The 26548-nt window shown below is 62.4% G+C and carries 32 protein-coding genes and 1 riboswitch; of the genes, 23 read left to right on the top strand and 9 right to left on the bottom strand.

Translation table 11 applies throughout. From position 1 onward, the window contains the following. Positions 1 to 25: 25 nt before the first annotated feature. The 4 genes from ACVDHE_RS02680 to mgtE all read right to left on the bottom strand — a co-directional run bounded on the left by ACVDHE_RS02680 (position 26) and on the right by mgtE (position 2634). Complete coding sequence (locus tag ACVDHE_RS02680) at positions 26 to 394, bottom strand: TSUP family transporter (RefSeq protein ID WP_458885497.1); 369 nt, start codon at positions 392 to 394, stop codon at positions 26 to 28. Next, positions 391 to 774 carry a sulfite exporter TauE/SafE family protein gene (locus ACVDHE_RS02675; protein ID WP_213039826.1) on the bottom strand — a complete coding sequence of 128 codons (384 nt, stop codon included), beginning with the start codon at positions 772 to 774 and terminating at the stop codon, positions 391 to 393. Before ACVDHE_RS02675 ends, ACVDHE_RS02680 begins: the two co-directional genes overlap by 4 nt. Positions 775 to 888: 114 nt before the next feature. Then, entirely contained in the window at positions 889 to 1071 is a 183-nt protein-coding gene (locus tag ACVDHE_RS02670) for a DUF1540 domain-containing protein (protein WP_325225721.1), read from the bottom strand. 183 nt (positions 1072 to 1254) lie between these two features. Continuing rightward, the gene (gene mgtE / locus ACVDHE_RS02665) at positions 1255 to 2634 is read right to left on the bottom strand and encodes a magnesium transporter (RefSeq protein ID WP_213039544.1); all 1380 of its coding nucleotides are present in this window, start codon (positions 2632 to 2634) and stop codon (positions 1255 to 1257) included. Positions 2635 to 2761: 127 nt separating this feature from the next. Further along, positions 2762 to 2920, bottom strand: a riboswitch (M-box (ykoK) riboswitch). A 185-nt stretch (positions 2921 to 3105) separates the two neighbouring features. Here mgtE and ACVDHE_RS02660 point away from each other — a divergent pair. From ACVDHE_RS02660 to ybaK, 8 genes are all read left to right on the top strand, one after another. Continuing rightward, positions 3106 to 3780 carry a JAB domain-containing protein gene (locus ACVDHE_RS02660; RefSeq protein ID WP_325225726.1) on the top strand — a complete coding sequence of 225 codons (675 nt, stop codon included), beginning with the start codon at positions 3106 to 3108 and terminating at the stop codon, positions 3778 to 3780. A gap of 347 nt (positions 3781 to 4127) precedes the next feature. Then, a complete protein-coding gene (gene uvrB / locus ACVDHE_RS02655) occupies positions 4128 to 6098 on the top strand; it encodes an excinuclease ABC subunit UvrB (protein WP_458885496.1) in 1971 nt (656 codons plus the stop codon). 132 nt (positions 6099 to 6230) lie between these two features. After that, positions 6231 to 6335 carry a UvrB/UvrC motif-containing protein gene (locus tag ACVDHE_RS02650; RefSeq protein WP_458885495.1) on the top strand — a complete coding sequence of 35 codons (105 nt, stop codon included), beginning with the start codon at positions 6231 to 6233 and terminating at the stop codon, positions 6333 to 6335. A 132-nt stretch (positions 6336 to 6467) separates the two neighbouring features. Then, on the top strand, positions 6468 to 6569 hold the full coding sequence (locus ACVDHE_RS02645; protein ID WP_213039541.1) for a UvrB/UvrC motif-containing protein: 102 nt from the start codon (positions 6468 to 6470) through the stop codon (positions 6567 to 6569). A 72-nt stretch (positions 6570 to 6641) separates the two neighbouring features. Further along, positions 6642 to 7019, top strand: a complete 378-nt coding sequence (locus ACVDHE_RS02640; protein WP_418724729.1) for a hypothetical protein — start codon at positions 6642 to 6644, stop codon at positions 7017 to 7019. Between the two features lie 544 nt (positions 7020 to 7563). Beyond that, on the top strand, positions 7564 to 7977 hold the full coding sequence (locus ACVDHE_RS02635) for an EamA family transporter (protein ID WP_213039539.1): 414 nt from the start codon (positions 7564 to 7566) through the stop codon (positions 7975 to 7977). A 48-nt stretch (positions 7978 to 8025) separates the two neighbouring features. Continuing rightward, positions 8026 to 8904, top strand: a complete 879-nt coding sequence (locus ACVDHE_RS02630; protein WP_458885494.1) for a DMT family transporter — start codon at positions 8026 to 8028, stop codon at positions 8902 to 8904. Positions 8905 to 8911: 7 nt separating this feature from the next. Next, positions 8912 to 9418 (top strand): Cys-tRNA(Pro) deacylase, encoded by a 507-nt coding sequence (ybaK, locus tag ACVDHE_RS02625; protein WP_213039537.1) that lies wholly within the window; start codon positions 8912 to 8914, stop codon positions 9416 to 9418. Here the strand turns inward: ybaK and ACVDHE_RS02620 are convergent. Then, positions 9365 to 9622: a hypothetical protein gene (locus tag ACVDHE_RS02620; RefSeq protein WP_418724732.1), complete on the bottom strand. Its 258-nt coding sequence runs from the start codon at positions 9620 to 9622 to the stop codon at positions 9365 to 9367. The genes ybaK and ACVDHE_RS02620 overlap by 54 nt on opposite strands. Positions 9623 to 9702: 80 nt before the next feature. Between ACVDHE_RS02620 and ACVDHE_RS02615 the strand changes: the two genes are divergently transcribed. Together ACVDHE_RS02615 and uvrA are read left to right on the top strand one after the other, a co-directional pair. After that, the gene (locus tag ACVDHE_RS02615; RefSeq protein WP_418724733.1) at positions 9703 to 9921 is read left to right on the top strand and encodes a helix-turn-helix domain-containing protein; all 219 of its coding nucleotides are present in this window, start codon (positions 9703 to 9705) and stop codon (positions 9919 to 9921) included. Positions 9922 to 10123: 202 nt separating this feature from the next. Then, positions 10124 to 12949, top strand: coding sequence for an excinuclease ABC subunit UvrA (uvrA, locus tag ACVDHE_RS02610; RefSeq protein WP_458885493.1), 2826 nt, complete (start codon positions 10124 to 10126; stop codon positions 12947 to 12949). A gap of 9 nt (positions 12950 to 12958) precedes the next feature. On the opposite strand, the gene ACVDHE_RS02605 is transcribed toward uvrA, so the two are convergent. Then, entirely contained in the window at positions 12959 to 13468 is a 510-nt protein-coding gene (locus ACVDHE_RS02605) for a DMT family transporter (protein ID WP_458885492.1), read from the bottom strand. 2 nt (positions 13469 to 13470) lie between these two features. Here ACVDHE_RS02605 and era point away from each other — a divergent pair, with 2 nt between their 5' ends. The 11 genes from era (at position 13471) to ACVDHE_RS02550 (ending at position 21261) form a co-directional block, all read left to right on the top strand. Then, on the top strand, positions 13471 to 14370 hold the full coding sequence (gene era / locus ACVDHE_RS02600; protein WP_213039533.1) for a GTPase Era: 900 nt from the start codon (positions 13471 to 13473) through the stop codon (positions 14368 to 14370). 296 nt (positions 14371 to 14666) lie between these two features. Then, positions 14667 to 14834 carry a hypothetical protein gene (locus ACVDHE_RS02595; protein ID WP_213039532.1) on the top strand — a complete coding sequence of 56 codons (168 nt, stop codon included), beginning with the start codon at positions 14667 to 14669 and terminating at the stop codon, positions 14832 to 14834. A gap of 226 nt (positions 14835 to 15060) precedes the next feature. After that, positions 15061 to 15828 (top strand): DNA repair protein RecO, encoded by a 768-nt coding sequence (gene recO, locus ACVDHE_RS02590; protein ID WP_458885491.1) that lies wholly within the window; start codon positions 15061 to 15063, stop codon positions 15826 to 15828. A 48-nt stretch (positions 15829 to 15876) separates the two neighbouring features. Then, positions 15877 to 16344, top strand: coding sequence for a hypothetical protein (locus ACVDHE_RS02585; RefSeq protein ID WP_418724849.1), 468 nt, complete (start codon positions 15877 to 15879; stop codon positions 16342 to 16344). Between the two features lie 36 nt (positions 16345 to 16380). Then, a complete protein-coding gene (locus tag ACVDHE_RS02580) occupies positions 16381 to 18774 on the top strand; it encodes an endonuclease MutS2 (RefSeq protein ID WP_458885490.1) in 2394 nt (797 codons plus the stop codon). Between the two features lie 74 nt (positions 18775 to 18848). After that, on the top strand, positions 18849 to 19622 hold the full coding sequence (udp, locus tag ACVDHE_RS02575) for a uridine phosphorylase (RefSeq protein WP_213039528.1): 774 nt from the start codon (positions 18849 to 18851) through the stop codon (positions 19620 to 19622). Between the two features lie 245 nt (positions 19623 to 19867). Beyond that, positions 19868 to 20179: a DUF6442 family protein gene (locus ACVDHE_RS02570; protein ID WP_458885489.1), complete on the top strand. Its 312-nt coding sequence runs from the start codon at positions 19868 to 19870 to the stop codon at positions 20177 to 20179. Then, positions 20176 to 20376, top strand: coding sequence for a hypothetical protein (locus tag ACVDHE_RS02565; RefSeq protein ID WP_213039526.1), 201 nt, complete (start codon positions 20176 to 20178; stop codon positions 20374 to 20376). The genes ACVDHE_RS02570 and ACVDHE_RS02565 overlap by 4 nt, the downstream gene beginning before the upstream one ends. A gap of 24 nt (positions 20377 to 20400) precedes the next feature. Then, the gene (locus ACVDHE_RS02560; RefSeq protein ID WP_213039525.1) at positions 20401 to 20727 is read left to right on the top strand and encodes a DUF6442 family protein; all 327 of its coding nucleotides are present in this window, start codon (positions 20401 to 20403) and stop codon (positions 20725 to 20727) included. A 14-nt stretch (positions 20728 to 20741) separates the two neighbouring features. Next, complete coding sequence (locus tag ACVDHE_RS02555) at positions 20742 to 21050, top strand: DUF6442 family protein (protein WP_418724853.1); 309 nt, start codon at positions 20742 to 20744, stop codon at positions 21048 to 21050. A gap of 4 nt (positions 21051 to 21054) precedes the next feature. Continuing rightward, positions 21055 to 21261, top strand: a complete 207-nt coding sequence (locus ACVDHE_RS02550) for a helix-turn-helix transcriptional regulator (protein ID WP_213039523.1) — start codon at positions 21055 to 21057, stop codon at positions 21259 to 21261. Between the two features lie 257 nt (positions 21262 to 21518). Here ACVDHE_RS02550 and metA read toward each other — a convergent pair whose 3' ends face one another. The 3 genes from metA to ACVDHE_RS02535 all read right to left on the bottom strand — a co-directional run bounded on the left by metA (position 21519) and on the right by ACVDHE_RS02535 (position 24925). Next, entirely contained in the window at positions 21519 to 22457 is a 939-nt protein-coding gene (gene metA / locus ACVDHE_RS02545; protein WP_418724854.1) for a homoserine O-acetyltransferase MetA, read from the bottom strand. A gap of 1 nt (position 22458) precedes the next feature. Next, a complete protein-coding gene (locus ACVDHE_RS02540; protein ID WP_458885488.1) occupies positions 22459 to 23742 on the bottom strand; it encodes an O-acetylhomoserine aminocarboxypropyltransferase/cysteine synthase family protein in 1284 nt (427 codons plus the stop codon). A 343-nt stretch (positions 23743 to 24085) separates the two neighbouring features. Continuing rightward, positions 24086 to 24925: a mechanosensitive ion channel family protein gene (locus ACVDHE_RS02535; RefSeq protein WP_418724856.1), complete on the bottom strand. Its 840-nt coding sequence runs from the start codon at positions 24923 to 24925 to the stop codon at positions 24086 to 24088. 391 nt (positions 24926 to 25316) lie between these two features. On the opposite strand from ACVDHE_RS02535, the gene ACVDHE_RS02530 reads away from it, so the two are divergent. Together ACVDHE_RS02530 and ACVDHE_RS02525 are read left to right on the top strand one after the other, a co-directional pair. Then, the gene (locus ACVDHE_RS02530) at positions 25317 to 25832 is read left to right on the top strand and encodes an NAD(P)H-dependent oxidoreductase (protein ID WP_213039519.1); all 516 of its coding nucleotides are present in this window, start codon (positions 25317 to 25319) and stop codon (positions 25830 to 25832) included. Next, positions 25817 to 26431, top strand: a complete 615-nt coding sequence (locus tag ACVDHE_RS02525) for an NADPH-dependent FMN reductase family protein (protein ID WP_458885487.1) — start codon at positions 25817 to 25819, stop codon at positions 26429 to 26431. Before ACVDHE_RS02530 ends, ACVDHE_RS02525 begins: the two co-directional genes overlap by 16 nt. Positions 26432 to 26548: the final 117 nt, after the last annotated feature.

Below are 26548 nucleotides of genomic sequence, written 5' to 3'. Positions count from 1 at the left end.
CACGGTCTTTTTTACGCAGAGCGGCTCAACGCTCCCGTTTTTTCGGCCACAGCAGGCTGACGCCGGAGAGCAGCAGATAGATCCCGAAGGGCTTTCGCAGCGCAGCGGGGTCCGCCGCCGTGGCCAGCCAGGCTCCGGCCGCCGCTGCGGCCACGGCCCAGGGGATGGCGGCCCGGAGGGAGGGCCTGTCCAGGCAGCCGCTGCGGGCGTGGCACACCAGGGCACTGGCGGCGGTGGGCAGAAAGAACAGCAGATTGATGCCCTGGGCTGTCCGCTGATCCACGTCCAGCAGCAGCGTCATCACCAGCAGCAGCAGCGTCCCGCCGCCCACGCCCCAGGCGGAGAGGATCCCGGCCCCCAGTCCGCAGGCCAGGGCCAGCAGCCACGCTGTCACAGCAGATACCTCACGCCGCCGTAGAAGAGAAAGGCGGCGAAGAGCCACTTCAAAACCGCGGTAGGCACCTTGCCGTACAGCCGCCCGCCGATCCAGCCGCCGATCAGGCCGCCCAGCAGGTAGGGCAGGGCCGCTTCCAGATCCAGCTGCCCCCGCAGCAGGTACACCGCCGCCGACACCAGGCACACAGGGAAGATCACTCCCACGCAGGTGGCGTACAGCTGCCGCTGGGTCAGGCCGCCCCACCGGGCCAGGATGGGCAGCAGCACCATGCCGCCGCCTCCGCCGAACAGCCCGTTGGCAAGGCCCGCCGCGGCTCCGCCCAGCCGGGCGGGCCATGGATGGGTTTTCGTGAGACCGCCTCCCCTCCGCTGTGGTATGTAAGGCCGGACCTTGGGAGGCCAAAGGGGCTCCCAAAGCCCGGCGGGATGAGAGGGTTCCTGTCTGTCCCGGTCACGGCGCCGCGAGGCGCCTGCTTCCGGTGGAGCGGGGCCTTATTTCATCTGGAAGCTCTGGCAGTCGGTGCACTCCATCTTGGTGGGGTTGGTCTCGTGGGTGCCGACGCTGATGCTGGTCAGGCCGCAGTAGTCCTGGTTCTGGCAGTGATGGGCGCAATTGCTGACCGTGCACTTGATGCTCTGGTTGGGGGTGCAGGCGCCGTTGGTGCAATCCTTCATATACGTGATCCTCCTGCGTGATAAATCTTTTGGCTTTCGCCGCAGGTAGTGTGTGCCGCGGACCGGAAATTATGCGCTGCCAAACAGACGCAAGCCGGCGCCGGCGGTCTTTGGAACAAGCGGGAGTGCTGAGAGCCATGAAAAAAGGCCGCCTGAACAGGCGGCCTTGATCGTTTCAAAAATTCAGATCCCCAGAAGCGCCGTGGCAAACTGGAAATAGATCAGCAGAGAGATGGAGTCCACGATGGTGGAGATGAAGGGGGAGGCCATGACCGCCGGGTCAAAGCCCGCCTTTTCCGCCAGCAGCGGCAGGGAGCAGCCCACCAGCTTGGCGCACAGCACCGTACCCACCAGCGTGCAGCACACCACCAGGGCTACCGGCGCCGTCACCTCCGGATTGTTCATGAGCCAGCGGTCCACCACCATCATCTTCACGAAGTTGGCTGCCGCCAGGCAGGCGCCGCAGCACAGGGATACCCGGAATTCCTTCCACAGCACCCGCAGCAGGTCGGAGAAGCGGACCTCACCCAGAGACAGGGCACGGATTACGGCGGTGGAGGCCTGGGTGCCGCTGTTGCCGCCGGTGCCGGAGAGCATGGGGATGAAGGCGGTGAGGATGGCGCAGGCGGAGAGGGAGGACTCGAAGTGGGTGAGGATGATGCCGGTGAAGGTGGCCGAGAGCATCAATATCAGCAGCCAGGGTGTGCGGGCCTTCCAGGTCTCCAGCACGCCGGTTTTCAGATACGGCTTGTCGGAGGGGAGGATGGCGGCCATCAGCTCGATGTCCTCCGTGACCTCCTCCTGCAGGACGTCCATGGCGTCGTCAACGGTGACAATGCCCACCAGGCGGTTCTCCGTGTCCACCACCGGCAGGGCCAGGAAGTTGTACTTGCTCAGAGAGCGGGCGGTGGTCTCCTGGTCGTCCAGGGTCTGGACGGAGATGATGTTGGTCTCCATGATATCGCCGATGACGTCGTCCTCGTCGGCCAGCAATAGCGTCCGGATGGACAGCAGGCCGGTCAGGTGGCGGCGCTCGTCGGTGACGTAGCAGATGTTGATGGTCTCCTTGTCAAGACCCGTGCGGCGGATGCGCTTGAAGGCGTCCTCCACCGTCATGGTGGCCTTCAGGTCCACGAACTCCGTGGTCATGATGCTGCCGGTGGAGTCCTCCGGATACTTGAGGATCTCGTTGATGCTCTTGCGCATCTCCGGGTCCGAGTGCCGCAGGATGCGCTTGACCACACCCGCCGGCATCTCCTCCACGATGTCCACGGTATCGTCCAGATACAGCTCGTCCAGCACTTCCTTCAGCTCCGTGTTGGAAAAGCCCTGGATCAGCATTTCCTGCTGGTCGCTGTCCAGCTCCACGAACACCTCCGCCGCCTGCTCCTTGGGCAGCAGGCGGAAGGCCAGGGGCAGCGCGTGTTCCTCCAGCTCGGCAAAGAGCTGGGCGACATCTGCCGCCTCCAGCGGCAGCAGCAGGTCCCGCAGGTCGGCGTATCGTTTTCGGGCTACGTAGTCCTCGATTTTTTCCAGCAGCTCCGTCCGTTCATCCTCAAACATCCCGCGGGACCTCCTCTCTGATCGGCGATCATTTTTTGCCCGGAAAAACAAAAAGCCCCACAGCCGTCCGACCGGTACGGCTGAGGGGGAGATCCCTCTCCAAAAACGGAAATCCGCCCTGGCGGGTTTTCGTCGCCGTTCAAGCTTTAGCCTCACAAGGCGGTGAAATCGCGTTAGATGATACCTTCGTGTTCGATATCGCCTGTTCAAACCATCTCATGATGTCTCCATCACTCCGCGGCAGCGATCCATATCCCTGTGGTAGCCTTACCTACCGGACCCTATGCAGTTTTTCCGCAATCTACTGTTTATATTATGACAATTTATGGGCGCTGTCAAGGCGGGGCGGGGATTTGAAGGGAATTTTACATCCCGGATTCCCCTTGTGGGAGAACAGGGGTTGTGATATAATAATACGATTCCAAGTTTACGATTCCAAGTTTTCCGAGGGCGGGGAGAGGAGGGCGCTTGATGGGCATTCACGACGGCCACCGGGAGAAGATGCGCCGGCGGTTCCTGCAGGGCGGACTGGACGCCTTTGCGGACCACGAGGCCCTGGAGCTGCTGCTGTACTACGCCATCCCCCGCCGGGACACCAACCCCATCGCCCACGCCCTGATGGACCGGTACGGGTCCCTCTCCGCCGTGCTGTCCGCTCCTGTGGAGGACCTTCAGAAGGTGGAGGGCATCGGAGAGAGCGCTGCCATTTTGCTGCGTCTGGCGCCGCTGCTGGCCCGGAAGGCCCGCCTGGCGGAGAGCGAAAAGGAGACCATCCTCAACTCCTCGGAGCGGGCGGGACGATACCTGCTGGAGCGGTTTGCCGGGGAGACCCATGAGGTCATCTACCAGCTGTGCCTGGACCGCAAGGGAAAGCTGCTGGCCTGCAAGCGGCTGGCCGAGGGCGGTGTGGCCGGCGCGGATCTGAACATCCGGCAGATGGTGTCCAACGCCCTGCTGACCTCCGCCAGCGCCGTGATCCTCTCCCACAACCACCCCAGCGGCGTGGCCTTGCCCTCGCCGGAGGACTATGCCACCACAGACCGGGCCAAAGAGGCCCTGGCTACTATCGGCGTGGAGCTGGCGGATCACATCATCGTGGCCGACGGGGACTTTGTGTCCATGGCGGACAGCGGCTACCTGGGGTAAATGGGGGGCAGGGGGTTTCTGCCGTGTTTGACGAAGAAGAAAATCGAACAAATGTTGCGATTTTTCGGCGGCTGTGATAGGATGGCCGTGACGGAAAACCGGATGGATTTGTGGAGATACTGCTGTTACGCCGAAATTTGAAGCAGCCTCTGAATACGAGCCCTCCGGCGAGCCCCATAAAGGCTCCGCCTCTGCGGGGACCCCTTAACAGGAAATGACCGGGCAGGCGGGGCCCGGTCCAAGGTTTTGCCACAGGCAAGACACTTGTACGCCGCCGGTGCGGCGGGGCCCCCAAGAGGCCCGGCTGGCCGCCGACCGAGACTGGAACATACAGCGGAGAGGAAACTATGCCGAAATTTGAAGTGGTCTCTGAATACAAGCCCTCCGGTGACCAGCCGGAGGCCATCGCCGCCCTGGCGGCGGGGATCGAGAACGGATTGAAGGAGCAGGTGCTGCTGGGCGTCACCGGCTCCGGCAAGACCTTCACCATGGCCAAGGTCATCGAAAAGGTCCAGCGGCCCACTCTGGTCCTGGCCCACAACAAGACCCTGGCGGCCCAGCTGTGCGCCGAGTTCAAGGAGTTCTTTCCCAACAACGCCGTGGAGTACTTCGTCTCCTACTACGACTACTACCAGCCGGAGGCGTATATCCCCCACACCGACACCTATATCGCCAAGGACGCCTCCACCAATGACGAGATCGACCGGCTGCGGCTCAGTGCTACCTGCGCGCTGCTGGAGCGGCGGGACGTGATCGTGGTGTCCTCCGTGTCCTGCATCTACGGCCTGGGCGAACCGGACGACTTCGCCAAGCTGGTGGTGTCCCTCCGGGTGGGAGCCCAGTGGGACCGGGACGAGCTGCTGCGGCGGCTGGTGGAGATCCGCTACGAGCGCAACGACATCGCCTTTGAGCGGAACATGTTCCGGGTCCGGGGGGACACGGTGGAGCTGTACCCGGCCTACTACCGGGACCACGCCATCCGGGTGGAGTTCTTCGGGGACGAGATCGACCGCATCAGTGACTTCAACCCCCTCACCGGCACGGTCAACCGTGTGCTGAACCATATCGCCATCTACCCCGCCAGCCACTATGTCACCACCAAGGAGAAGATGGACAAGGCCATCGGCCAGATCCGCACGGAGCTGGAGGACCAGGTGAAGGTGTTCACCGACAATGGGCAGCTGGTGGAGGCCCAGCGGATCCGTCAGCGGACGGAGTACGACATGGAGATGATGGCGGAGCTGGGCTACTGCTCCGGCATCGAGAACTACTCCCGCATCATCTCCGACCGGCCCGCAGGGTCCGCCCCCATGACGCTGCTGGACTTCTTCCCGGATGATTTTATCCTGTTTGTGGACGAGAGCCACGTGACGCTGCCCCAGGTCCGGGCTATGTACAACGGCGATCACGCCCGGAAGGACTCCCTGGTAAAGTACGGCTTCCGGCTGCCCTGCGCCTACGACAACCGGCCGCTGAAATTTGAGGAGTTCGAGGAGCGGATCGGCCAGGCGGTGTTCGTCTCCGCCACGCCCGGCCCCTACGAGCGGGAGCGGGCGGACCAGGTGGTGGAGCAGGTGATTCGGCCCACGGGACTGCTGGATCCCAGGGTGGAGGTCCGGCCCGTGGAGGGGCAGATCGACGATCTCATGGACGAGATCCGCGCCCGCGCTGCCAAAAACGAGCGGGTCCTGGTGACCACCCTCACCAAGAAGATGGCGGAGGACCTGACGGAGTATCTGAAAAATGCCGGCATCCGGGTGCGGTACATGCACTCCGATGTTCAGACCATCGAGCGCATGGAGATCATCCGGGACCTGCGCCTGGGCGAGTTCGATGTGCTGGTGGGCATCAACCTCCTGCGGGAGGGCCTGGACCTGCCGGAGGTGAGCCTGGTGGCCATTCTGGACGCCGACAAGGAGGGCTTCCTCCGGTCCGAGACCAGCCTGATCCAGACCATCGGCCGGGCGGCCCGGAATGCCGAGGGTCTGGTCATCCTCTACGCCGACGAGATCACCCCCTCCATGCGGGCCGCCATGGACGAGACGGAGCGCCGCCGGAAGATCCAGGACGAGTTCAACCGGGCTCACGGCATCGTGCCCAAGACCATTGTCAAGGACGTGCGGGAAATCCTGGAGATCTCCAAGACCGCCGGGGAAGAGCCCGGCAAGGGCCGCCGCAAGCGCAAGCTCTCCGACCAGGAGCGGGCGGCGGAGATCGCCAAGCTGGAAAAGGAAATGAAGGAAGCGTCCAAAATGTTGGAGTTCGAGTACGCGGCAGTGCTGCGTGACCGGATCATTGAATTGAGAGGGCAGCAGTAGCTTCCTTCATTTTCGGGGCCCCGCACTGCGGGGCGCGCCTGAGGCGCGTCAAGCGCTTTGCCCGAGAGGGCAAAGCCTTGAAATCGGCCGGATTCACTCCGGACGATTTGAGTGAAATCAAAGGGTTCCCGCATGGCGGAGCCATGTGGGACAATGAAGGAAGCGTCCAAAATGTTGGAGTTCGAGTACGCGGCAGTGCTGCGTGACCGGATCATTGAATTGAGAGGGCAGCAGTAGCTTCCTTCATTTTCGGGGCCCCGCACTGCGGGGCGCGCCTGAGGCGCGTCAAGCGCTTTGCCCGAGAGGGCAAAGCCTTGAAATCGGCCGGATTCACTCCGGACGATTTGAGTGAAATCAAAGGGTTCCCGCATGGCGGAGCCATGTGGGACAATGAAGGAAGCGTCCAAAATGTTGGAGTTCGAGTACGCGGCAGTGCTGCGTGACCGGATCATCGAGCTGAGAGGGCAGTAACACTTTGTGCTCCATATATTCAGGTATTCATGCAGAAAGTCGTCTGCCTTGCTTGATTTGGAGGTGGATTGTATGATGAGAGAGCCCGAAGTAAAAGCATTGCTGGAGCAAGCTTTTGAAGCGCTGTTTCCAGGCTTTCTGATGTCCTTGTCTCGTAAACAATATGCAAAGCTCCGGATCGAGCGGGAGCAGTATACGGCGCGGGATACCTGCGGCTATGATGAGGCGCTGCTTATGCTGAGCGGCTGTGGCACTGTTATAACAAATGTGTCCAATCAGCGGATTGTGCTGTTCATAGAGAGCGGCGCTGCCCAAAGAAATCCCGCTGTGGCAGAATTGGAGTTTTTTGACCATTCCATTACAATTACCACATGGGCGAAGGAAGGGCTGATAGACCAAAAGACGGCGCACAGAGCCTTGCAGGGCATTCGGGTTTTGCTGGGCCATTGAGGATTTGGTGCCTGTGTACTGCACAGGCACTTATCAGTGCACCGGCGGGCCGGAGTGGCTGTGGGGCCCCCGTGGGGATCCGCCCCCCATTCTCTTTTTGACAGCGCCAAAAAGAGAACGGGCCGCGGCCGGTCCAAGAGAAAAAGCGCCGGGTGCCGGACTTTGCACCGCAGGCGCAAGGTCCGGCAAATACGAGAGTCGAGCGAATCGGTCCGACAGATGTTGGAAGCCTCGTCGACCCTGCGCCGTCCCCCGGTGGTCGAAATACCCCGGAGCCGCACAGACCGTGCGGCGGATGACCGGGGCGCAAGACCGCATTTGTCTCTGCTCCTGTCTCCGCGCGTTACGCGCTGCCCCAGCGGACGATGAGGGCTTTCTGATTGGGGTTGTAGGGGCGAATTCAATATCCGCCCGCTGCCTCGGTAACCATCGCACCCCGCTGTCGGCGGGCGCTGTGGGCTTTTCCGGTGGGGACCAGGCCTTTCGGCCAAACAAAAGAACGGCCCTCGGGCCGCGAAAAATTTCATCTTTGGGAGATGACGGTATGTGGTTTTTGTTTGCCCTGCTGTCGGCGGTGTTCGCTGCCCTCACGTCCATTCTGGCAAAGATCGGCATTGAGAACGTGGACTCCAATCTGGCCACGGCCATCCGCACCACCGTGGTGCTGGTGCTGGCCTGGGGCATCGTGCTGCTGACGGGAAAAATCGGAGGGCTGGCCGACATCGGCCGGCGCAGCTGGGTGTTTCTGACCCTCTCCGGCGCGGCCACGGGCCTTTCCTGGCTGTGCTACTACCACGCCCTCCAGATCGGCCAGGCCAGCCGTGTGGTGCCGGTGGACAAGTTCAGCGTGGTGATCTCCCTGGTACTGGCCTTTCTGGTGCTCCATGAGCAGCCGGACCTCAAGACCGTCCTGGGCGGCGTGCTGATCACCGCCGGGACCTTCGTGATGATCTTGTAAGCAACGGGCGGACGGCCGCCTGAATCCATGCAAAGCGAGCGTTTTACGGTGAGAGAGAACAAAAAGAGCGCCGCCGGGGCCTGCGCCTGCATCCTGGCGGCAGCGGCCCTGTGGGGCATCATCGGCGTGCGGAACCGCCGCCTGATGGCCGGAGGACTGTCCCCGGCCTCCATCGTGGTGGTGCGGAACTTCGGCGGCATGGCGCTGCTGTCGGCGGTGTTCGCCCTGCGGGACCGATCCGTGTTCCGCGTGAAGCGGGCCCATCTCAAGTACTTCTTCGGCACCGGCGTAGTGAGCGTGGTGCTGTTCACCCTGTGCTACTTCACCTGCCAGAAGCTCTGCTCCCTGGCGGTGGCCTCCATCCTGCTGTATACGGCGCCCTCCTTCGTGGTGGTGCTGTCGGCCATCCTGTGGAAGGAGCCGGTCACGAAGCGGAAGCTGGCGGCCCTGGGGCTGACGCTGGTGGGCTGCGCCCTGGTCTGCGGCGTCTTTGCCGGGGACCTGACGGTGACGGTGCCGGGGATTTTGCTGGGCCTGGGAGCGGGCTTTTTCTATGCCCTGTACAGCGTGTTCGGCCGGTACGCCCTGGCCCACTACGATTCCATGACCGTGACGGTGTGGACGTTTTTGTTCGCGGGCCCTGCGTCGCTGGTGCTGCTGCGGCCGGCGGAGATCGCGGCGGCCTTTTCCAGCCGTCCGTCCCTGTGGCTGACGGCGGCGGGGCTGGTGGCCTTCTCCACCGTAGCCCCCTACATCCTGTACACCCGGGGGCTCAGCCAGGTGGAGGCGGGCAGGGCCAGCATTATGGCAAGCCTGGAGCCGGTGGTGGCGTCCCTGGCCGGGGTGCTGGTGTTCCAGGAGCCCATGAGCGCCCTCACCGCCGGCGGCATCGTGTGCGTGCTGGCTGGCGTGTATATTCTGAGGTGAGAGAACGATGGCAAAGAAAAAAGAGGAAAAGACCAACGTCATGCGGATCCTGGATCAGAAGAAGATCCCCTACACCGCGCGGTTTTATGACGACAGCGAGGGGCCTGAGGGCACCCGGGAGTACGGCGTCCACGTGGCGGCGGCCCTGGGCCAGGACCCGGCCCGGGGCTTCAAGACCCTGGTGGCCCGGGGCGCCTCCAAGGGCATCTATGTATTTGAGGTGCCCGTGGCGGAAAACCTGGATCTGAAGAAGGCCGCCCGGGCGGTGGGGGAGAAGTCCATCGAGCTGCTGCACGTGGCGGAGATCAACGCCGTCACCGGCTACATCCGGGGCGGATGCAGCCCCGTGGGTATGAAGAAGCAGTACCCCACGGTGTTCCATGAGACGGTGCTGGACTACGACACCATCTATATCTCCGCCGGAAAGATCGGCGCGCAGGTGGAGCTGGCGCCCCGGGCCTTACTGGACCTGCTGGGAGCGGACACGGCGGACCTGATCGTGGAGCAGGGATAATCCCAGGTGCAGCCCCAGGGCAAAGGCATCGGCGGACCAGCGGAGGTAGCGGTCGAAGAAGGCGTCCTCCAGTTTCAAGCGGGCTTTCTGGTCCGGGGCACACTGCTCCAGCAGGGCGGTGATGGCATCCTCGTCGTAGTTGTCCGCTTCTTTGAGGATGGAGCAGCCGTAGCTGTCGAAGAGCTTTTCGTAGATGGGGTTCATGGAATTACCTCACAGAACATTTAATGATCTCTACATGGCTATTATAGAACATTATATGATCTGTGTCAAGGAGAAATTGTATGGAAACATTAAAGGTATTGGGTGAAAGACTGCGGGAACTGCGCAAGGAACGGAAAGCGTATCAGAAGGATATGGCGGAGTTCCTGGGAATTACAGAGGTGCATTACCGCCGTATGGAAGCAGGGAAAGTCAACCTTCCCACCTTGACATTGTGTACCCTGGCGGATTACTATGGCGTGACGACGGACTATCTGCTGGGCAGGAGCGAGACGCGGTAAGCGGCGTACTGCCTTGCTTTCCGCCCCCGGCGGGCCGGGAGGGGACTGCGGGCTCCCCGCAGGGGATCCGCCCCCATTTTCTTTTGTCTTGACAAAAGAAAATGGGGGGTGCAGTCCCCCGGGAACCTCCCGGCCTTCGGAAAAAGAATTACTCGCCGCCATTGCGCGGCATTTGAACGAAATAAAAGGAGAACCATCCCCCATGCAGGACAAGATCATCGTCAAAGGCGCCCGCGCCAACAACCTGAAAAATATCGACGTCACCATCCCCCGGGACAAGCTGGTGGTGATGACGGGCCTCAGCGGCTCCGGCAAGTCCTCACTGGCCTTCGACACCATCTACGCCGAGGGACAGCGGCGGTACGTGGAGTCTTTAAGCTCCTACGCCCGGATGTTCCTGGGGCAGATGGACAAGCCGGACGTGGACTATATCGAGGGCCTCTCTCCGGCCATCTCCATCGACCAAAAGACCACCAGCAAGAACCCCCGTTCCACTGTGGGCACGGTGACGGAGATCTACGACTACCTGCGCCTGCTCTGGGCCCGGGTGGGTACGCCCCACTGCCCCAAGTGCGGCAAGGTCATCCGCCAGCAGACCATCGACCAGATCATTGACCAGGTCCTGGCTCTGCCCGAGGGCACCCGCATCCAGGTCATGGCTCCGGTGATCCGGGGCAAGAAGGGCGAGCACGCCAAGGTGTTCGAGGATGCCAAGCGCTCCGGCTACGTCCGGGCCCGGGCCGACGGGAACCTCTACGAGCTGGACGAGGAGATCAAGCTGGAGAAGAATAAGAAGCACAACATCGAGGTCATCGTGGACCGGCTCATCATTCGTCCCGACATCCAGCAGCGGCTGACCGACAGCGTGGAGACCGCCTCCAACCTCTCCGGGGGGCTGGTGATCGTCAACCTGCTGCGGGAGGAGCAGGACCTGATGTTCTCCCAGAACTACGCCTGCGAGGACTGCGGTATCTCCATCGAGGAGCTGACCCCCCGGATGTTCTCCTTCAACAACCCCTTCGGCGCCTGCCCCACCTGCACGGGTCTGGGCAGCCAGCTGAAGGTGGACCCGGCCCTGATCGTGCCGGACGGGTCATTGTCTATCCTGGAGGGGGCCATCCAGGCCAGCGGCTGGAACAATATCCGGGGCGACGGCATCTCCCGGATGTACTTTGAGGCGTTGTCCAAAAAGTATCACTTCTCCCTGACGGAGCCCTGGGACACCCTGCCGGAGGACATCAAGGAGATCATCTTCTACGGCACCGGCGGGGAGAAGCTGGAGCTTCACTACGACCAGCCCCGGGGCAAGGGCGTTTTATACCAGCCCTTCGAGGGCATCTGCAACAACATCGAGCGCCGCTGGCGGGAGACCCAGTCCGACGCCAGCAAGCGGGAGCTGGAGGAGCTGATGGCGGAGTGCCCCTGCCCCACCTGCAAGGGCAAGCGGCTGAAAAAGGAGTCCCTGGCCGTCACCGTGGGGGATAAGGACATCGACGCTTTGACCCGCCTGTCCGTAGTGGACGAGCTCCAATGGGTAGATCGGCTGGAGCTGACGGAGCAGCAGCACCTGATCGCCGACCGGATCCTCAAGGAGATCCGGTCCCGGCTGGGCTTTCTCCAGTCCGTGGGCCTGGGATACCTGACCCTGAGCCGCAGCGCCGGGACCCTCTCCGGCGGCGAGAGCCAGCGGATCCGTCTGGCTACCCAGATCGGCTCCAGTCTCATGGGGGTCCTCTATATCTTGGACGAGCCCTCCATCGGCCTCCACCAGCGGGACAACGATAAGCTGCTCTCTACGCTCCGGAATCTCCGGGACCTGGGCAACACACTGCTGGTGGTGGAGCACGACGAGGACACCATGCGCGCCGCCGATTACCTCATCGACATCGGTCCCGGTGCCGGCATCCACGGCGGCGAGGTGGTCTCCGCCGGTACGCCGGAGGAGGTCATGGCCGATCCCAACAGCTTGACCGGCCAGTATCTCTCCGGCAAGAAAAAAATCCCGGTTCCCTCTGTGCGCCGTAAGGGCAGCGGAAAGTTCCTGAAGGTCGTGGGCGCGGCGGAGAACAACCTGCGGCACATCGACGTCACCTTCCCATTAGGAACCTTTACCGTGGTCACCGGTGTCTCCGGCAGTGGAAAGTCGTCCCTCGTCAACGAGATCCTCTTCAAGCGGCTGGGGGCGGAGCTGATGCGGATGAAGGTCCACCCCGGCAAGTGCGACCGGATCGAGGGGATCGAGTATCTGGACAAGGTGGTCAACATCGACCAGAGCCCCATCGGCCGGACGCCCCGGTCCAACCCGGCCACCTATACGGGGCTTTTCAACGACATCCGGGATCTGTTCGCCGCCACCCAGGAGGCCAAGAGCCGGGGCTACGGGCCCGGCCGGTTCTCCTTCAACGTCCGGGGCGGCCGGTGCGAGGCCTGCTCCGGCGACGGTATGCTGAAGATCGAGATGCACTTCCTGCCGGACATCTTCGTGCCCTGCGAGGTGTGCAAGGGAAAGCGGTATAACCGGGAGACCCTGGAGGTCCACTACAAGGGCAAGAACATCGCCGACGTGCTGGACATGACCGTGGACGAGGGAGTGGAGTTCTTCTCCGCCCTGCCGAAGCTGCGCAACAAGCTCCAGACCCTCCAGGATGTGGGCCTGGGGTACGTGAAGCTGGGCCAGCCCTCCACGGAGCTCTCCGGCGGCGAGGCCCAGCGGGTGAAGCTGGCCACGGAGCTGAGCAAGATCGCCACGGGAAAGACCATCTATATCCTGGACGAGCCCACCACCGGCCTCCACAGCGACGACGTGCGAAAGCTCCTGGAGGTCCTCCAGCGGCTGGTGGAGGGCGGCAACACCGTGGTGGTCATCGAGCACAACCTGGATGTCATCAAGTGCGCCGATCATCTCATCGACCTGGGCCCCGAGGGCGGCGACGGCGGCGGTACCATCGTCTGTACCGGCACGCCGGAGGAAGTGGCCGCCTGCGAGAAGAGCTATACGGGCCAGTATCTCAGACGGATGCTGGGGTAAGGCGGGGTGTCAATGGGTTGAGGTGATTTTCAGACCGATAATACCCACCAGCAAAAGTGCTGCGAAGAGCAGCCGAAGGGCGGTGACCGGTTCTTTAAAAAGAATGATCCCCACTGCCACGGCGCCCACAGCTCCGATTCCCGTCCAGATACCATAGGCTGTGCCCAGAGGGAGTACCTTGGTGGCTTGGGCGAGAAAGAAGAAGCTGAGGGTCATACCTGCTACAGCTATTACGCTGTACAGAGGGCGGGTAAATCCCTCTGAGAGTTTCAGAAAGGTGGACCAAAAGACCTCCAACCCGCCTGCAATGAACAAATTGATCCATGCCATGACCACTGTACCTCCAAAATAAAAAATAGCGCTTGTTTTCACACCTGCGATGGCCTGACGGTGTGAAAGCAAACGCTTCTGTTCCACTCGGCAGCGGAACAGCGCACCCAATATAGCCGATTTGAGCGGTGTTGTCAAGACGTCTCTTCTCAAAAAATAATGCTCAAATGAAAGAAAGTTGAGGATCACCTATGTCTGAAATCAAAAATGTCGCCATGATCACCGTCTGCGGACGGCCCAATGTGGGCAAGTCCAGCCTGACCAACGCCCTGGTGGGGGAGAAGGTCGCTATCGTCTCCAACAAGGCCCAGACCACCCGCAACCGTATTTACGGCGTGGTGGAGCGGGGGGACACTCAGTTCATCCTGCTGGACACCCCGGGCCTCCACAAGCCCCGTCACGCCCTGGGAGAGTATATGGTGAAGGTGGTCACCTCCAGCCTCTCCGACGTGGACTGCGCCCTTTTGCTGGTGGAACCCATCGCCCATGTAGGCGCCCCGGAGCAGGCCCTGATTGACCGCATCCGGGAAGAACAGCTCCCCTGCATCCTGTGCATCAACAAGATCGACACCGTGGAGCCGGCGGAGCTGCTGCCGGTGATCGCCGCCTATAACGAAGTCTGGGACGGCTTCGATGCCATCCTGCCCATCTCCGCCCACACCGGCGCGGGGCTGGAGGAGCTGATGGGCGAGCTGCGCAAGTACGGCCAGGAGAGCCCCCGGCTGTTCCCGGAGGGCCAGACCTCCGACCAGCCGGAGCGGCAGATGATGGGTGAGATCCTGCGGGAGAAGCTGCTGCTGTGCCTGGACAAGGAGATCCCCCACGGCACCGCCGTGGAGATTACCAAATTCTCCGAGCGGGACAGCGGCGTGGTGGACGTGGACGCGGTGATCTACTGCGAGAAGGCCAGCCACAAGGGCATCATCATCGGCAAGCAGGGGGCCATGCTGAAAAAGATCAGCTCCCTGGCCCGCCGGGACATGGAGAAGTTCATGGGTACGAAGGTGTTTCTGGAGACCTGGGTGAAGGTCAAGGAAAACTGGCGGGACAATATGAATTACGTGAGAGGCTTCGGCTACCGGGACGAATAAGGCGGAAGGAAAGCAGTATCCGCCGCCCGCCGGTTTTCCGCAGCGGGGCAGCGCCCCGCCGCCGCGGAAGCGGCGTCAAGCGGTCCGCGGAGCGGACCCTTGAAATCGGCGGAATTCATTTCCGGCGATTTGAGAGCAATCGCGGGGTCACCGCCGGATGGGACATCCGGTGGGGCAAACTGGCGGGACAATATGAATTACGTGAGAGGCTTCGGCTACCGGGACGAATCAGGCGGGAGCGGAAGGATTGGCCCCACCCGCCGGTTTACCAGCCGGACAGACAGGAGGCGTTTTTGATGGAAGAGAGAACCACCATCGTGAAAAAGACGGTAAAAACAGGAATCACGTTTGGCAGCGCCCTGGCCATGGTAATCAGCTATACCACGTGGCAGTCCGTGGGCTGGGCCATCGTACACGGTCTGCTGAGCTGGTTCTACGTGATCTATTTTGTGTTGCTGTACTGATCTCTGCCTGTCATTTCCACCTATAACCTTCGACAAATTCCGCAGACTATCCCTGTAAAAGGAGGTCTGCCGTATGAGATCGGATTCTGAAATCTATTGGGAGATGTTCTGCCTGACCGGGGAGCCCCTGGCCTATATGCTGTACCGTTCGGCGGAGGGAGAGCGCCCTCTGCCCTGACGCCCGGGGCGGCGTTTGCCGCCCCCATGCCGGAAGGAGGGAGGAGCCGTGGCGTCCGTGCCCTACATCGTGACCAAAGGCGTCGTCCTGCGGGAGACCGAGACCAAGGACGCCGACAAGATCCTGACCGTTCTGACGGCGGAGCGGGGAAAGATCCCCGTCATCGCCAAGGGGGTCCGCCGCAAAAGCTGCAAGTACGCCGCCTGCGCCCAGATCCTGACCTACTCCGAGTGGACCCTCTTCCAGCGGGGAGAGTGGTTCTACGTCCGGGAGGCCTCCGTGGAGGAGCAGTTCATGGGGCTGTGGGCCGATCTGGAGGCCCTGGCCCTGGGGTGCTATCTGGCGGAGCTGACCGAGGCGGTCACCGCCCCGGAGATCCCGGTGCCGGAGACGCTGCGCCTTCTTCTGAACGGGCTGTATGCGCTTTCCGCTTTACATAAGCCGCCGGCCATCGTGAAGCCTGCCTTCGAGCTGCGGCTTCTCTGCCTGGCCGGATACGAGCCCCTGGCGGACAGCTGCGCCTACTGCGGAACTCCCGATCCGGAGAACCCCATGCTGGACGTGGTCCAGGGGGTGCTGCGCTGCGGCAAGTGCGGCGTGGGGGAGCGGCTAAAATCCCTGCCTCTGTGCCGGGACTCCCTGGCCGCCCTGCGGCATATCGTGTACGGAGAGGCCAAGCGGCTCTACTCCTTCACCCTGGGCCCGGAGGCCCTGGGGCGGCTGAACGCCGCGGCGGAGGCCTTCGTCTCTGCCCAGCTGGAGCGGGGATTCCGGACCCTGGATTTCTACAAGAGCCTGCAACTGCCGTCAAATTAGAATACAAACTGTAATATTAACCATCGTTTCTACAAAAAGGAGCAAAATATGACGGAATTCACCCTCGGCGGCTACCGCCTCTTGGTGGATGTGGAGGCCACCCGGGCTTACTACGCCGCCTACAACGAGCCCTGGATCACCTGCGAGTGCGACGGGTGCCGGAATTTCGCCCAGGCGGTGAAAGACCTGCCGCAGGCGGTAAAAGACTTTTTTGACGCTCTGGGTCTGAATCCGGAGAAGCCGGGGGAGCTGATGTACTACCAGGGCACGGAGAAGGACCTCTCCGGCGGCGGGTGGTACCACCTGGTGGGCACCGTGCTGGAAGGGTCCTCCCGGCCGGGAGATTACGAGGTGTTCCCGGCGGGGTGGCATGAGCTGGCGGAGGGCTTCTCTGTGGGCTTCAAGAACGAATGTGACCTGCTGCCGGAGGATTTTCCCCGGCCCTGCTGCCAGATGGAATTCAACCATGTGATGCCCTGGGTGCTGGCGGAGGCAAATCCCTACATTTACGAATGACCATCAAGTGAGATCGCTTGACAGGAGATCAAAGCTATGAGCGAACTGTTTGACAAATCCATCCGCACCCTGGAACTGCCCCGGGTGCTGGAGCTGCTGGCGGACCAGGCGGTCAGCGCCGCCGCCAAGGACCGCTGCCGCCGCCTGACGCCGGAGACGGAGGCGGAGGAGGTGCTGCGTCTTCTGGACCAGACCGACGCGGCGCGGGCTATGATCGGCCTGCGGGGGAGCCCTTCCTTCTCCGGTGTGAAGCCGGTGGCGGAGGCCCTGGACCGGGCGGACCGGGGCGGCAGTCTCAATAACCACGAGCTGCTGACCATCGCGGATCTGCTGACCGCCGCCCGCCGGTGTAAGGAGTACTTCAACGACGAGGCGGCGGAAAAGACCGCTATCGACCACCTGTTTTTGTCCCTCCACGGCAACCGCTTCCTGGAGGAGAAGATCAAGCGGTGCCTGCCCGACGAGGACACCGTGGCCGACGCCGCCAGCACAGAGCTGGCGGACATCCGCCGCCATATGCGCGCGGCCCAGGCCAAGAGCCGCCAGATTTTGCAAAAGATCATCTCCTCTCCCAGCTACTCCAAGATCTTGCAGGAGACCATCATTACCCAGCGGGACGGGCGGTTCGTGGTGCCGGTGAAGGCCGAGCACAAGGGCGACCTGCCCGGCCTGGTCCATGACATCTCCTCCACCGGCGCCACCCTTTTCGTGGAGCCTATGGGGGTGGTCCAGGCCAACAACGAGTTCATCGAGCTCCAGGCCAAGGAGCAGAAGGAGATCGAGCGGATTTTGGCGGAGCTCTCCGCCGAGGCCGCCGCCCACCGGGAGGATATCCAGTGGGACTACGACGCCCTGGTGCATCTGGACGTGATCTTCGCCCGGGGCCAGCTCAGCTACAAGATGGACGCCGTCCGGCCGGAGGTTCGGCGGGATGGGGCCATCTCCCTGCGAAAAGCCCGGCATCCGCTGCTGGACCCCAAGACGGCAGTGCCCATCGACATCCAGCTGGGCGGGGACTTCGACACCCTGGTCATCACCGGCCCCAACACCGGCGGCAAGACCGTGAGCCTCAAGACGCTGGGCCTGCTGACCCTGATGACCCAGTGCGGCCTCCACATCCCCGCCGGGGACCGCAGCGCTGTGTCCGTGTATGAACAAGTGCTGGCGGACATCGGCGACGAGCAGAGCATCGAGCAGAGCTTGTCCACTTTCTCGGCACATATGGTCAATATTGTGGCTATTTTGAAGGAGGCGGGCCGCCGCAGCCTGGTGCTGTTCGACGAGCTGGGGGCCGGCACGGACCCGGTGGAGGGCGCGGCGCTGGCTATCGCCATCATCCAGGACGTCCGGAAGCGGGGGTCCAAGGTGGCCGCCACCACCCATTACGCGGAGCTGAAAACCTTTGCCATGACCACCGCCGGGGTGGAAAACGCCTCCTGCGAGTTCAACGTGGAGACGCTGAGCCCCACTTACCGGCTGCTGATCGGCATTCCCGGCAAGTCCAACGCCTTCGCCATCTCGGCGCGGCTGGGCCTGCCGGCGGAGGTCATCGAAGCGGCCAAGGTCCAGATGAGCGGCGAGAGCGTCCGGTTCGAGGACGTGCTGACAGAGCTGGAGGCCAAGCGCCAGGCGCTGGAGAAGCGGGAGCTGGAGGCGGACCGCCTCTACGCCCAGCGGGAGGAGGACGCCCGCAAGGCCCGGGAGTTCCGGCAGCAGATGGAACGGGCCAAGGACAACGCCCGCAGCCGGGGCGAGGCAGAGGCCAAGCGGATCGTCCGGGACGCCCGGGCGGCGGCGGATCAGGTGTTCGCGGAGCTCAGCGAGATGCGCAAGGCCCAGGCCAAGGCCGACCGGGCCCTCAACGACAACGAGGCCCGGGCCGCCCTGCGACGGACCCTCAACGAGGCCGAGGAGGCCGTCACCCGCCGGGACGCCCGGCAGGAGCCCATCCCCAAGCCCAGCCGCCCCATCCGGGCGGGAGATCTGGTGGAGATCCCCGGCGTCAAGACGCCGGCGGAGGTGGTGTCCGTGGGCAAGGACGGCACGCTGCAATTAAAGTCCGGCATTTTGAAAATGAAGGCCAGGGCCGATGAGGTCCGGCTCATCGAGGACGACGAGCGGGCCGCCCGGAAGAAGGCCCCCGCCGTCGCCATCCGGCAGAACGCGGACCGGGCGCTGCGGTCCTCCGCCGCCCGGGAGCTGGACATCCGGGGCCTGGAGACTCTGGAGGCAGAGGGCGTGGTGGAGAACTTCCTCTCCGCCGCCGTCATGGGCCGGCTGGAGACCGTCACCATCATCCACGGCAAGGGCACCGGCGCCCTGCGCAAGGCCGTCCACGACATCCTGCGGCGGAACAGGGCCGTCAAGAGCTTCCGCCTGGGCGTCTACGGCGAGGGCGAGAGCGGCGTCACCGTGGTGACGCTGAAATAAATGCGGATGGGGAGCCGGCCTTGTAAAGACCGGCTCCCTTTGCTATACTGGGGAAAAAGAGAGGAGTGACTGCCATGCAGGCATTGGAGAGACAGTATCACATCGACTGCACTGCGGAGGACGTGGGCCGCTACTGCATCCTGCCAGGGGACCCGGGCCGTGTACCCGCCATCGCCGCGCTGTTTGAGGACGCGAAGCAGGTGGCCTGCAACCGGGAGTACAACGTCTGGACCGGGTATCTCATGGGGGAGAAGGTCACCGCCTGCTCCACCGGCATCGGCGGGCCCTCCGCCGCCATCGCCATGGAGGAGCTCCACAAGTGCGGTGCCGACACCTTCATCCGGACCGGCACCTGCGGCGGCATCGCCCTGGACGTTCAGTCCGGCGACATCGTGGTGGCAACCGGGGCCATCCGGTTCGAGCACACCAGCCGGGAGTACGCCCCCATGGAGTTTCCGGCGGTGGCGGACTTCCAGATCACCGACTGCCTGGCCCGGGCTACCAAGGCTTTGGGGCTGCCGCTGCACACCGGCATCGTCCAGTGCAAGGACAGCTTTTACGGCCAGCACAGCCCGGACGCCTCCCCGGTCTACTATGAACTGAAGCAGAAGTGGGAGAGCTGGAAGCGGCTGGGCGTCAAGGCCAGCGAGATGGAGTCCGCGGCGCTGTTCGTGGTGGCGGCGGCTTTGGGCTGCCGCTGCGGCTCCTGCTTCCATGTGGTGTGGAACCAGGAGCGGGAGGCCGCCGGCCTGGACCAGAAGATGAGCGAGGACACCACCGCCTCCGTCCGGGTGGCGGTGGAGGCGCTGAAGCTGCTGATCCAAGAGGACCGGGCCGCCGGCCGCTGAGCCCCCACGACCATACATAGCTCTATATATCATCAAAAGAGGACCGCCCGTGGGGCGGTCCCTCTTTTCTGTGCCTCGGGGCGGCGGTCCTGGGGGAAGGCGAGGGCCGAGGGCGGGCACATCGGCGGACAGGAGAGCTATCTTTTTTAGCTTGCCTCTTGACAAGTATACTTGGTATATGCTATGTTTTATTTGCAAAGCAAACTTGGTAAAAAGAAAACTAAACTGTGCAGGGAGGCTTTGCTATGGACCGCGATGAGATCCTCAGACGCAGCCGCGAGGAGGGAGAGGACGAGGGCGATATCTTCGCAGAAAACCGGGGCCGCCGCTTCGTCGTGGTGGGTTTTTCCCTTATGTTTGCCGTATTGCAGGTGTTCGACCTCATCACAGGTCAGGCTTCGCATAACATACGAGCGCTATTTTGGTGCTATGTTTCTCTGGAGTCCTGGGGCAGGTATCGTATTTCGTCTGGGAGGATCCTGTTGGCTACGGCTGTTCTATCGGCAATGGTGTCTTTGTGTGACCTGGCTTGCTACGTGCTGGAGGTGCTGCGATGAGGGGCGAGGCCACGGGACGGCAGACGGGGATGGCCCTGCTGGCTGCTGCCGCTCTGGTGCTGACCGTGGTCCTGCCGGGGCTGGCTCAGCCGGTGGAGTGGACCGCGGTACTGGAGACCTGGGAGGTCCTGCCTTGGGGCGGACCGCTGTGGTGGCTGCTGCGGACAGCGCTGGCCTTGGCAGGCCGTATTTTTTGAGTGAACGATCGGGAGGGAACGTCGATGGAAGAACGACTGAGCAAAGAGGAGATCTTGGAGCGCAGCCAGCGGGAGAACCGGAACGGGGACGAGATGGAAAAGCGCGTGCGCATCGAGGGGGAGTCCTTCAGCCTGATCTTCGTGTTTGTAATGGGCATCGTGCTGCTGGCCTGGAAGCGGATCCACGGTCTGCCGGATGAGGACGTGCTGGCCATGTTCTGGACGGCCTGTGTGGCCAACCGGATCTATCGGCTGACCCGGCGGAGGGATACCTCCGACGTGGTGACACTGCTGATCTCCCTTGCCTTTTTGGGGTACAATCTGGTAAAATTCTTTCAGATCACCGGATAAGGGAGGGGCGCGGAATGGACCGAGAAGAGATCCTGAAAAAGGCGCAGGCCCAGGGCGGGGACCTGGATGAGCGGGAGCAGCGGATGCTGGGCGTCTCCTTCGGCTTCGGCGCCGCGGCGATGGCGCTGCTGTGCCTGATCCTGGCGGCGGTGCGGCTGCTGGAGGGCGGCCAGGCCTATGACTACGCTGCCATCGTGTTTGCCTGTCTGGCCGGGGCCCAGGGCCATCAGTACTGGAAAACCCGCCGGATGCTGGCTCTGGTGTGCGCCGCGGTCTGCACGCTGGTGTGTGCCGCCAACCTGCTCCTGCTGTTTTTGGGGTGACGTCATGGACGATCAGCTGATCTTAAAAAACCGACTGAAGGTGGCACGGGCGGAGAAGGGGCTGTCCCAGACCCAGCTGGCGGAGCTGGTGGGCGTGTCCCGGAATACCATCAGCTCCATCGAGACGGGGCAGTTCAACCCCACCGCCAAGCTGGCGCTGATCTTGTGCATCGCCCTGGACAAGAAGTTCGAGGACCTGTTTTATTTTTGACCGGGACACCGGAGGGCCGGATGTTCCGGATGAAACCCGATGGAAAAAGCGCCGTCTCCGAAAGGAGACGGCGCTGCGGCTGTCGGATGACCGGAAGATCCTGCGCGGCGGGAAGGAAGAACGTTACGAGAGGAACCCAGGAGGGGTTCCTCTTGTTTTCAATTATAAGTTTTTTGTATTTCAAAAAACTTGCTCAGTCTGTCAAAAAGTTTTTTTGACAGGCTGAGCGCCGTCTCCGAAAGGAGACGGCGCTTTGTTCACTCGTCGGTGCGGACGCCCAAACGGATGTCCCGGATGTCGTAGGGAGCGGTCTGATAGACGCAGTAGTTCAGCCAGTTGGCGTAGAGCAGGTGGGCGCAGGAGCGCCAGTTCATCATGGGACGCTTGCTGGGGTCGTCATTGGGGTAGTAGTGCTTGGGGATCTGGATGGGGACCCCGGCAGCCACGTCCCGGTGGTACTCCTTGCTGAGGGTGTCCCGGTCGTACTCCGCATGGCCCATGAGGAACACCTGGCGGCCCTGGTCAGTCTTGACGGCGTAGACCCCGGCCTCCGGGGAGGCGGCCAGGACCTTCAGCCCCGGCACTGCCTCAATATCGACCCGGTCCACCGTGGTATTGCGGGAGTGGGGGACCCAGAACTCGTCGTCAAAGCCCCGGAAGAGGATGTAGTTGGGATCCTCCACCGTGTGGCGGAACACGCCAAAGAGCTTGTGCGGCAGCTGCCGCTTGGGGATGCCGTAGTGGTAGTACAGCCCCGCCTGGGCGCCCCAGCAGATGTGGAGGGTGGAGTGGACGTGGGTCTTGCTCCACTCCATGATCTCGCACAGCTCCTGCCAGTAGTCCACCTCCTCGAAGTCCATCAGCTCCACCGGCGCGCCGGTAATGATGAGACCGTCGAAGGTGCGGCGGCGGACCTCGTCAAAGGATTTGTAGAAGGCCAGCATGTGGGCCTGGGAGGTGTTCTTGGACACATGACCCCTGGGGGCGATCAGCTCCAGTTCGATCTGCAGGGGGGTGTTGCCAAGGACCCGGGCCAGCTGGGTCTCCGTGTCCACCTTGGTGGGCATCAGGTTCAGCAGGAGGATTTGGAGGGGGCGGATGTCCTGGGTGATGGCTCGGGTCTCCGTCATGACGAAGATGTTCTCCCGCCGCAGGACCCCGGTGGCGGGCAGTTGGTTGGGGATTTTGATGGGCATATTACTTCACCTGCTCCAGGGCCTGGGCGATGTCGTCGATCAGGTCCTGCTTGTGCTCCAGGCCGCAGCTCATCCGCACCAGGCCCGCGGGGATGCCGGCGGCGGCAAGCTGCTCGTCGGTCATCTGCCGGTGGGTGGAGCTGGCGGGGTTGAGGCAGCAGGTCCGGGCGTCGGCCACGTGGGTCTCGATGGCAGCCAGCTTCAGATGCTTCATGAAGGTGCCGGCGGCTTCCCGGCCGCCCTTGAGCTCGAAGGACACCACGCCGCAGGAGCCATTGGGCAGGTACTTCTGCGCCAGGGCATAATAGGGGTCGTCCGGCAGGCCGCAGTAGATCACCCGGGCCACCTTGGGGTGGTCGTGGAGGAACTGGGCCACCGCCAGGCCGTTTTCACAGTGGCGGGCCATGCGGACGTGGAGGCTCTCCAGACCCAGGTTCAGGTAGAAGGCGTTCTGGGGGGACTGGATGGAGCCCAGGTCCCGCATCAGCTGGGCGGTGCACTTGGTGATAAAGGCACCCTCCTTGCCGAACTTCTCGGCGTAGGTGATGCCGTGGTAGCTGTCGTCCGGAGTGGTGAGGCCGGGGAACTTGTCGGCATGGGCCATCCAGTCGAACTTGCCGGAATCCACGATGGCGCCGCCCACGGCCACGCCGTGGCCGTCCATGTACTTGGTGGTGGAGTGGGTGACGATGTCGGCGCCCCACTCGATGGGCCGGCAGCCCACGGGAGTGGGGAAGGTGTTGTCCACGATCAGGGGCACGCCGTGGGCGTGGGCGGCTTTGGCGAACTTCTCAATGTCCAGCACCGTCAGGGCCGGGTTGGCGATGGTCTCGCCAAAGACGGCCTTGGTATTGGGGCGGAAGGCCGCGGCCAGCTCCTCCTCCGTGCAGTCCGGGGAGACGAAAGTGGTCTCGATGCCCATTTTCGCCATGGTGACGGAGATCAGGTTGAAGGTGCCGCCGTAGATGCTGGAGGAGGAGACGATGTGGTCCCCGCAGCCCGCGATATTGAACAGGGCGAAGAAGTTGGCGGCCTGACCGGAGGAGGTCAGCATGGCGGCGGTACCGCCCTCCAGCGCCGCGATCTTGGCGGCCACATAGTCGTTGGTGGGGTTCTGGAGGCGGGTGTAGAAGTAGCCTCTGGCCTCCAGGTCGAAGAGCTTGCCCATGTCCTCACTGGTGGCGTACTTGAAGGTGGTGGACTGAATGATGGGGATTTGACGGGGTTCGCCGTTGCCGGGGGTGTAGCCCCCCTGGACACAGGTGGTTTCGATGCGATTGCTCATAGGTGATGTGCTCCTTTCCGGTCTTGGAACGAAAAAACGGCTTTCGTCCCAAAGAATGATCTTTGAGACGAAAGCCGTGATCGACTTCCGCGGTACCACTCAAATTGCGCCTGCCTCACGGCCCGGCGCCCCTTATGGGGTCCAACAACCCCTCTGCACTGACGCGGCGTCACGGGGCGGCCCTAACGGCGGCGCACCGCCCTCGAACCCCCGGCTCAGGAGCCATAGGACCTGGAGACCCTTGCCGCCGGCTTTCACCGCCCGCCGGCTCTCTGAGGGCGCCGGTCTCCGTCCCTCTCCTTCATCGCTTTGGCAATTATTATAAAAAGCGGGACGCCGTTTGTCAACCGGGGATTTTTCCGCCGCCCTGGGTCCGGTCCTCCACGATATGGACGTTCAGGTGGTCGTAGGTCATTTCCACGCCGGCCTGAGCGAAGGTGGTCCGCAGGTTTTCTCCTACGGACATAAAGACCTGCCAATAGTTTTCCGGCGTGGCCCAGCAGTAAACCGTGTACTCGATGGAGCTGTCCTTGTAGGCGGTCAGGTACACCGTGGGGGCCGGGTCCTCCAGCACGTTTTCCGTCATGGCCACGGCGGCCATGCAGGCAGCTTTGACGGTGTCCGTGGGTGCGTCATAGGATGCGGTGACTTTCTGAACGATCCGCCGCCGGCCCAGGATGGTGTAGTTGATCATCTTGGAGGAGGCCAGTTCCTTATTGGGCAGCATGGCCAGATGGCCGTCGGTGGTGACCAGCTTGGTGTGGTTGAGACTGATCTCCTGAACGGTGCCGGAGGTACCGGATACCTCCACGAAATCCCCGATGGAAAAAGGCCGGGAGGAGAGGATCACCAGCCCGCCGGCCACGTTGCCAAGGATGTCCTCCGCCGCCAGCGTGATACCCAGGGAGCCCACCGACAGCAGGGCCACCAGGGACGTCATGGGAATATTCAGACTCTCCGCCACAATGACCACAGTCACAACGTATAAAAGCAGCTTCAGCGCTGCCAGGGCATAGCGCTGGACCCGCTCGTCCAGCCGGGTCCGGGCCAGGAGCCGCCGCAGCAGCTTGCCCAAAATGTGGACCGCGGCCAGGCAGACCAGCAGCGTCACCGCCGCGGTGAGGACGGTGGACAGCGGGAGATTGCCCAGGGCGCCGGACAGGGCCGAGGCGACGTTGTTCATAGGAAGATACCCCTTTCATACACAGATGGATCGCTGATTCCAGCATAGCGGAAGCGGAAATAAAAGTCAATGCTGCGGTGGACTGGCTGTTCCCCGCGGCACCAGGAAGGAGGTGCTGTGCGGCCCGAGACTGTCCGCCGCAGGACGAGGGTCTGCTTGATCCGCCGGGAGCAGCCAAGCAGGGCTCTGCTGAAGCCTCCGGCGGTGAGTCAGGGTAAGAAGAAAGCTGCCAGGTGATGATGTTCGCATGATCGGGGAGCTAGCTGTCTGCGCGCACCCGCAAGGACGGAACCGGGCGGCAGCTGCTTTTTTCAAAAAGTTGCTTTTGCCCTGCAAGCAGAGCGAAATTTATGCTATCCTAACAAACAGGCTATGAAAGATGGAGGTTCTTATGAAACTGATCGTAAGCGACAGGCCGCTGACTCTGGCGGAGCCAGTCTGCCGGGACATCCAACTGATCGATCTTTCCGGACTTCAGATCACGAACTGCGTGGGCTGCTTCGGCTGCTGGACGAAAACACCGGGAAAGTGCGTGATCCGGGATGATGCCGTCAAGGTATATCCCTGTATCGCGGCCAGCGACAAGCTGATGTACGTCAGCAAAATCAGATACGGAAGCTATGATACCATTATGAAAACCATGCTGGAGCGGGCAATCCCGGTACAGCAGGCCTTTATCCGCCTGCATCACGGAGAGACCCACCATTTCCAGCGCCGCGTGGCATCCAAGCAGGCGGTCATCATCGGATACGGCGAGAGTTCCGATGCTGAAAGGGCCGTCTTTGAAAAGCTGGTGGCCCGCAACGCCCACAACATGAATTTTGAGAGCTGGCGGGTGGTCTTTGCACCGGAACATGAGCTGGAACAGACGGTTGAAAGGGAGGTGCTCGCATGGGAAAAATCCTGATGATCAATGGCAGTCCCCGGGCGCCCCGATCCAATTCCAAGCGGTATGCCGAGTGGTTTGCCCGGGTATGCCCGCTGGAGACGGAATACCGGCCCCTTACAAAAACAAACCATATGGAGCTTTGCCGTGCCATGGATGAGGCCTCGGACGTGTTGTTTGTATTTCCGCTTTACGCTGACGGAATACCCGTCACGCTGCTGAACTTTTTAAAAACGCTGGAGGACCATCCGCCTTCGCACAGGCCGACGATCTCCGCGCTGATCAACTGCGGGTTCCTTGAACCGCATCAGAACGACATTGCAGTGCAGATGGTAAAGCTGTTTGCCGGGAAAAACGACTATCCCTTTGGCTCTGTGCTGAAGATCGGCAGCGGCGAAGCCATTTTGTCGACCCCCTTTCGGGGCCTGGTAGGGAGGGGTCTGAAAAAGCTGTCCAGGGCGATCGCCGGAGGGCGCTGCCAGGTCATAGAGGTTACCATGCCCCTGCCCAAGCGCGTGTTCATCAGAGCTTCCGGGAGGTACTGGGAAAACTATGGAAAACGAAACGGCGTGACAAAAGCGCAGATGGAAACACCGGCGATCGAAGATCAATTATTATGATGTGGGAGCGGCAGGAACTGCCGGTCCAGGGACGAAAAGTCAAAACCTCCGGCTAAGCCGGAGGCTTGAGTAGGCCCTAAAAGGGCCTGATACGGACGAAGCCCCTTAAGGGGCCCC

This window comes from Dysosmobacter sp. Phy, from assembly GCF_054476235.1.
This window is presented reverse-complemented; position numbering and strand designations above follow the sequence as displayed.

What these genes read in the sequence shown, in the direction of transcription:
- ACVDHE_RS02535 (WP_418724856.1), bottom strand. Translation starts at nt 24,925, where the DNA reads ATGAACAACGTCGCCTCGGCCCTGTCCGGCGCCCTGGGCAATCTCCCG.
- ACVDHE_RS02615 (WP_418724733.1), top strand. Translation starts at nt 9,703, where the DNA reads ATGGAAACATTAAAGGTATTGGGTGAAAGACTGCGGGAACTGCGCAAG.
- ACVDHE_RS02620 (WP_418724732.1), bottom strand. Translation starts at nt 9,622, where the DNA reads ATGAACCCCATCTACGAAAAGCTCTTCGACAGCTACGGCTGCTCCATC.
- ACVDHE_RS02585 (WP_418724849.1), top strand. Translation starts at nt 15,877, where the DNA reads ATGACGGAATTCACCCTCGGCGGCTACCGCCTCTTGGTGGATGTGGAG.
- uvrA (WP_458885493.1), top strand. Translation starts at nt 10,124, where the DNA reads ATGCAGGACAAGATCATCGTCAAAGGCGCCCGCGCCAACAACCTGAAA.
- uvrB (WP_458885496.1), top strand. Translation starts at nt 4,128, where the DNA reads ATGCCGAAATTTGAAGTGGTCTCTGAATACAAGCCCTCCGGTGACCAG.
- ACVDHE_RS02595 (WP_213039532.1), top strand. Translation starts at nt 14,667, where the DNA reads ATGGAAGAGAGAACCACCATCGTGAAAAAGACGGTAAAAACAGGAATC.
- metA (WP_418724854.1), bottom strand. Translation starts at nt 22,457, where the DNA reads ATGCCCATCAAAATCCCCAACCAACTGCCCGCCACCGGGGTCCTGCGG.
- ACVDHE_RS02650 (WP_458885495.1), top strand. Translation starts at nt 6,231, where the DNA reads ATGGCGGAGCCATGTGGGACAATGAAGGAAGCGTCCAAAATGTTGGAG.
- ACVDHE_RS02640 (WP_418724729.1), top strand. Translation starts at nt 6,642, where the DNA reads ATGATGAGAGAGCCCGAAGTAAAAGCATTGCTGGAGCAAGCTTTTGAA.
- ACVDHE_RS02565 (WP_213039526.1), top strand. Translation starts at nt 20,176, where the DNA reads ATGAGGGGCGAGGCCACGGGACGGCAGACGGGGATGGCCCTGCTGGCT.
- udp (WP_213039528.1), top strand. Translation starts at nt 18,849, where the DNA reads ATGCAGGCATTGGAGAGACAGTATCACATCGACTGCACTGCGGAGGAC.
- ACVDHE_RS02555 (WP_418724853.1), top strand. Translation starts at nt 20,742, where the DNA reads ATGGACCGAGAAGAGATCCTGAAAAAGGCGCAGGCCCAGGGCGGGGAC.
- era (WP_213039533.1), top strand. Translation starts at nt 13,471, where the DNA reads ATGTCTGAAATCAAAAATGTCGCCATGATCACCGTCTGCGGACGGCCC.
- ACVDHE_RS02525 (WP_458885487.1), top strand. Translation starts at nt 25,817, where the DNA reads ATGGGAAAAATCCTGATGATCAATGGCAGTCCCCGGGCGCCCCGATCC.
- ybaK (WP_213039537.1), top strand. Translation starts at nt 8,912, where the DNA reads ATGGCAAAGAAAAAAGAGGAAAAGACCAACGTCATGCGGATCCTGGAT.
- ACVDHE_RS02540 (WP_458885488.1), bottom strand. Translation starts at nt 23,742, where the DNA reads ATGAGCAATCGCATCGAAACCACCTGTGTCCAGGGGGGCTACACCCCC.
- ACVDHE_RS02645 (WP_213039541.1), top strand. Translation starts at nt 6,468, where the DNA reads ATGGCGGAGCCATGTGGGACAATGAAGGAAGCGTCCAAAATGTTGGAG.
- ACVDHE_RS02660 (WP_325225726.1), top strand. Translation starts at nt 3,106, where the DNA reads ATGGGCATTCACGACGGCCACCGGGAGAAGATGCGCCGGCGGTTCCTG.
- ACVDHE_RS02670 (WP_325225721.1), bottom strand. Translation starts at nt 1,071, where the DNA reads ATGAAGGATTGCACCAACGGCGCCTGCACCCCCAACCAGAGCATCAAG.
- ACVDHE_RS02550 (WP_213039523.1), top strand. Translation starts at nt 21,055, where the DNA reads ATGGACGATCAGCTGATCTTAAAAAACCGACTGAAGGTGGCACGGGCG.
- ACVDHE_RS02560 (WP_213039525.1), top strand. Translation starts at nt 20,401, where the DNA reads ATGGAAGAACGACTGAGCAAAGAGGAGATCTTGGAGCGCAGCCAGCGG.
- ACVDHE_RS02635 (WP_213039539.1), top strand. Translation starts at nt 7,564, where the DNA reads ATGTGGTTTTTGTTTGCCCTGCTGTCGGCGGTGTTCGCTGCCCTCACG.
- ACVDHE_RS02570 (WP_458885489.1), top strand. Translation starts at nt 19,868, where the DNA reads ATGGACCGCGATGAGATCCTCAGACGCAGCCGCGAGGAGGGAGAGGAC.
- ACVDHE_RS02530 (WP_213039519.1), top strand. Translation starts at nt 25,317, where the DNA reads ATGAAACTGATCGTAAGCGACAGGCCGCTGACTCTGGCGGAGCCAGTC.
- ACVDHE_RS02580 (WP_458885490.1), top strand. Translation starts at nt 16,381, where the DNA reads ATGAGCGAACTGTTTGACAAATCCATCCGCACCCTGGAACTGCCCCGG.
- mgtE (WP_213039544.1), bottom strand. Translation starts at nt 2,634, where the DNA reads ATGTTTGAGGATGAACGGACGGAGCTGCTGGAAAAAATCGAGGACTAC.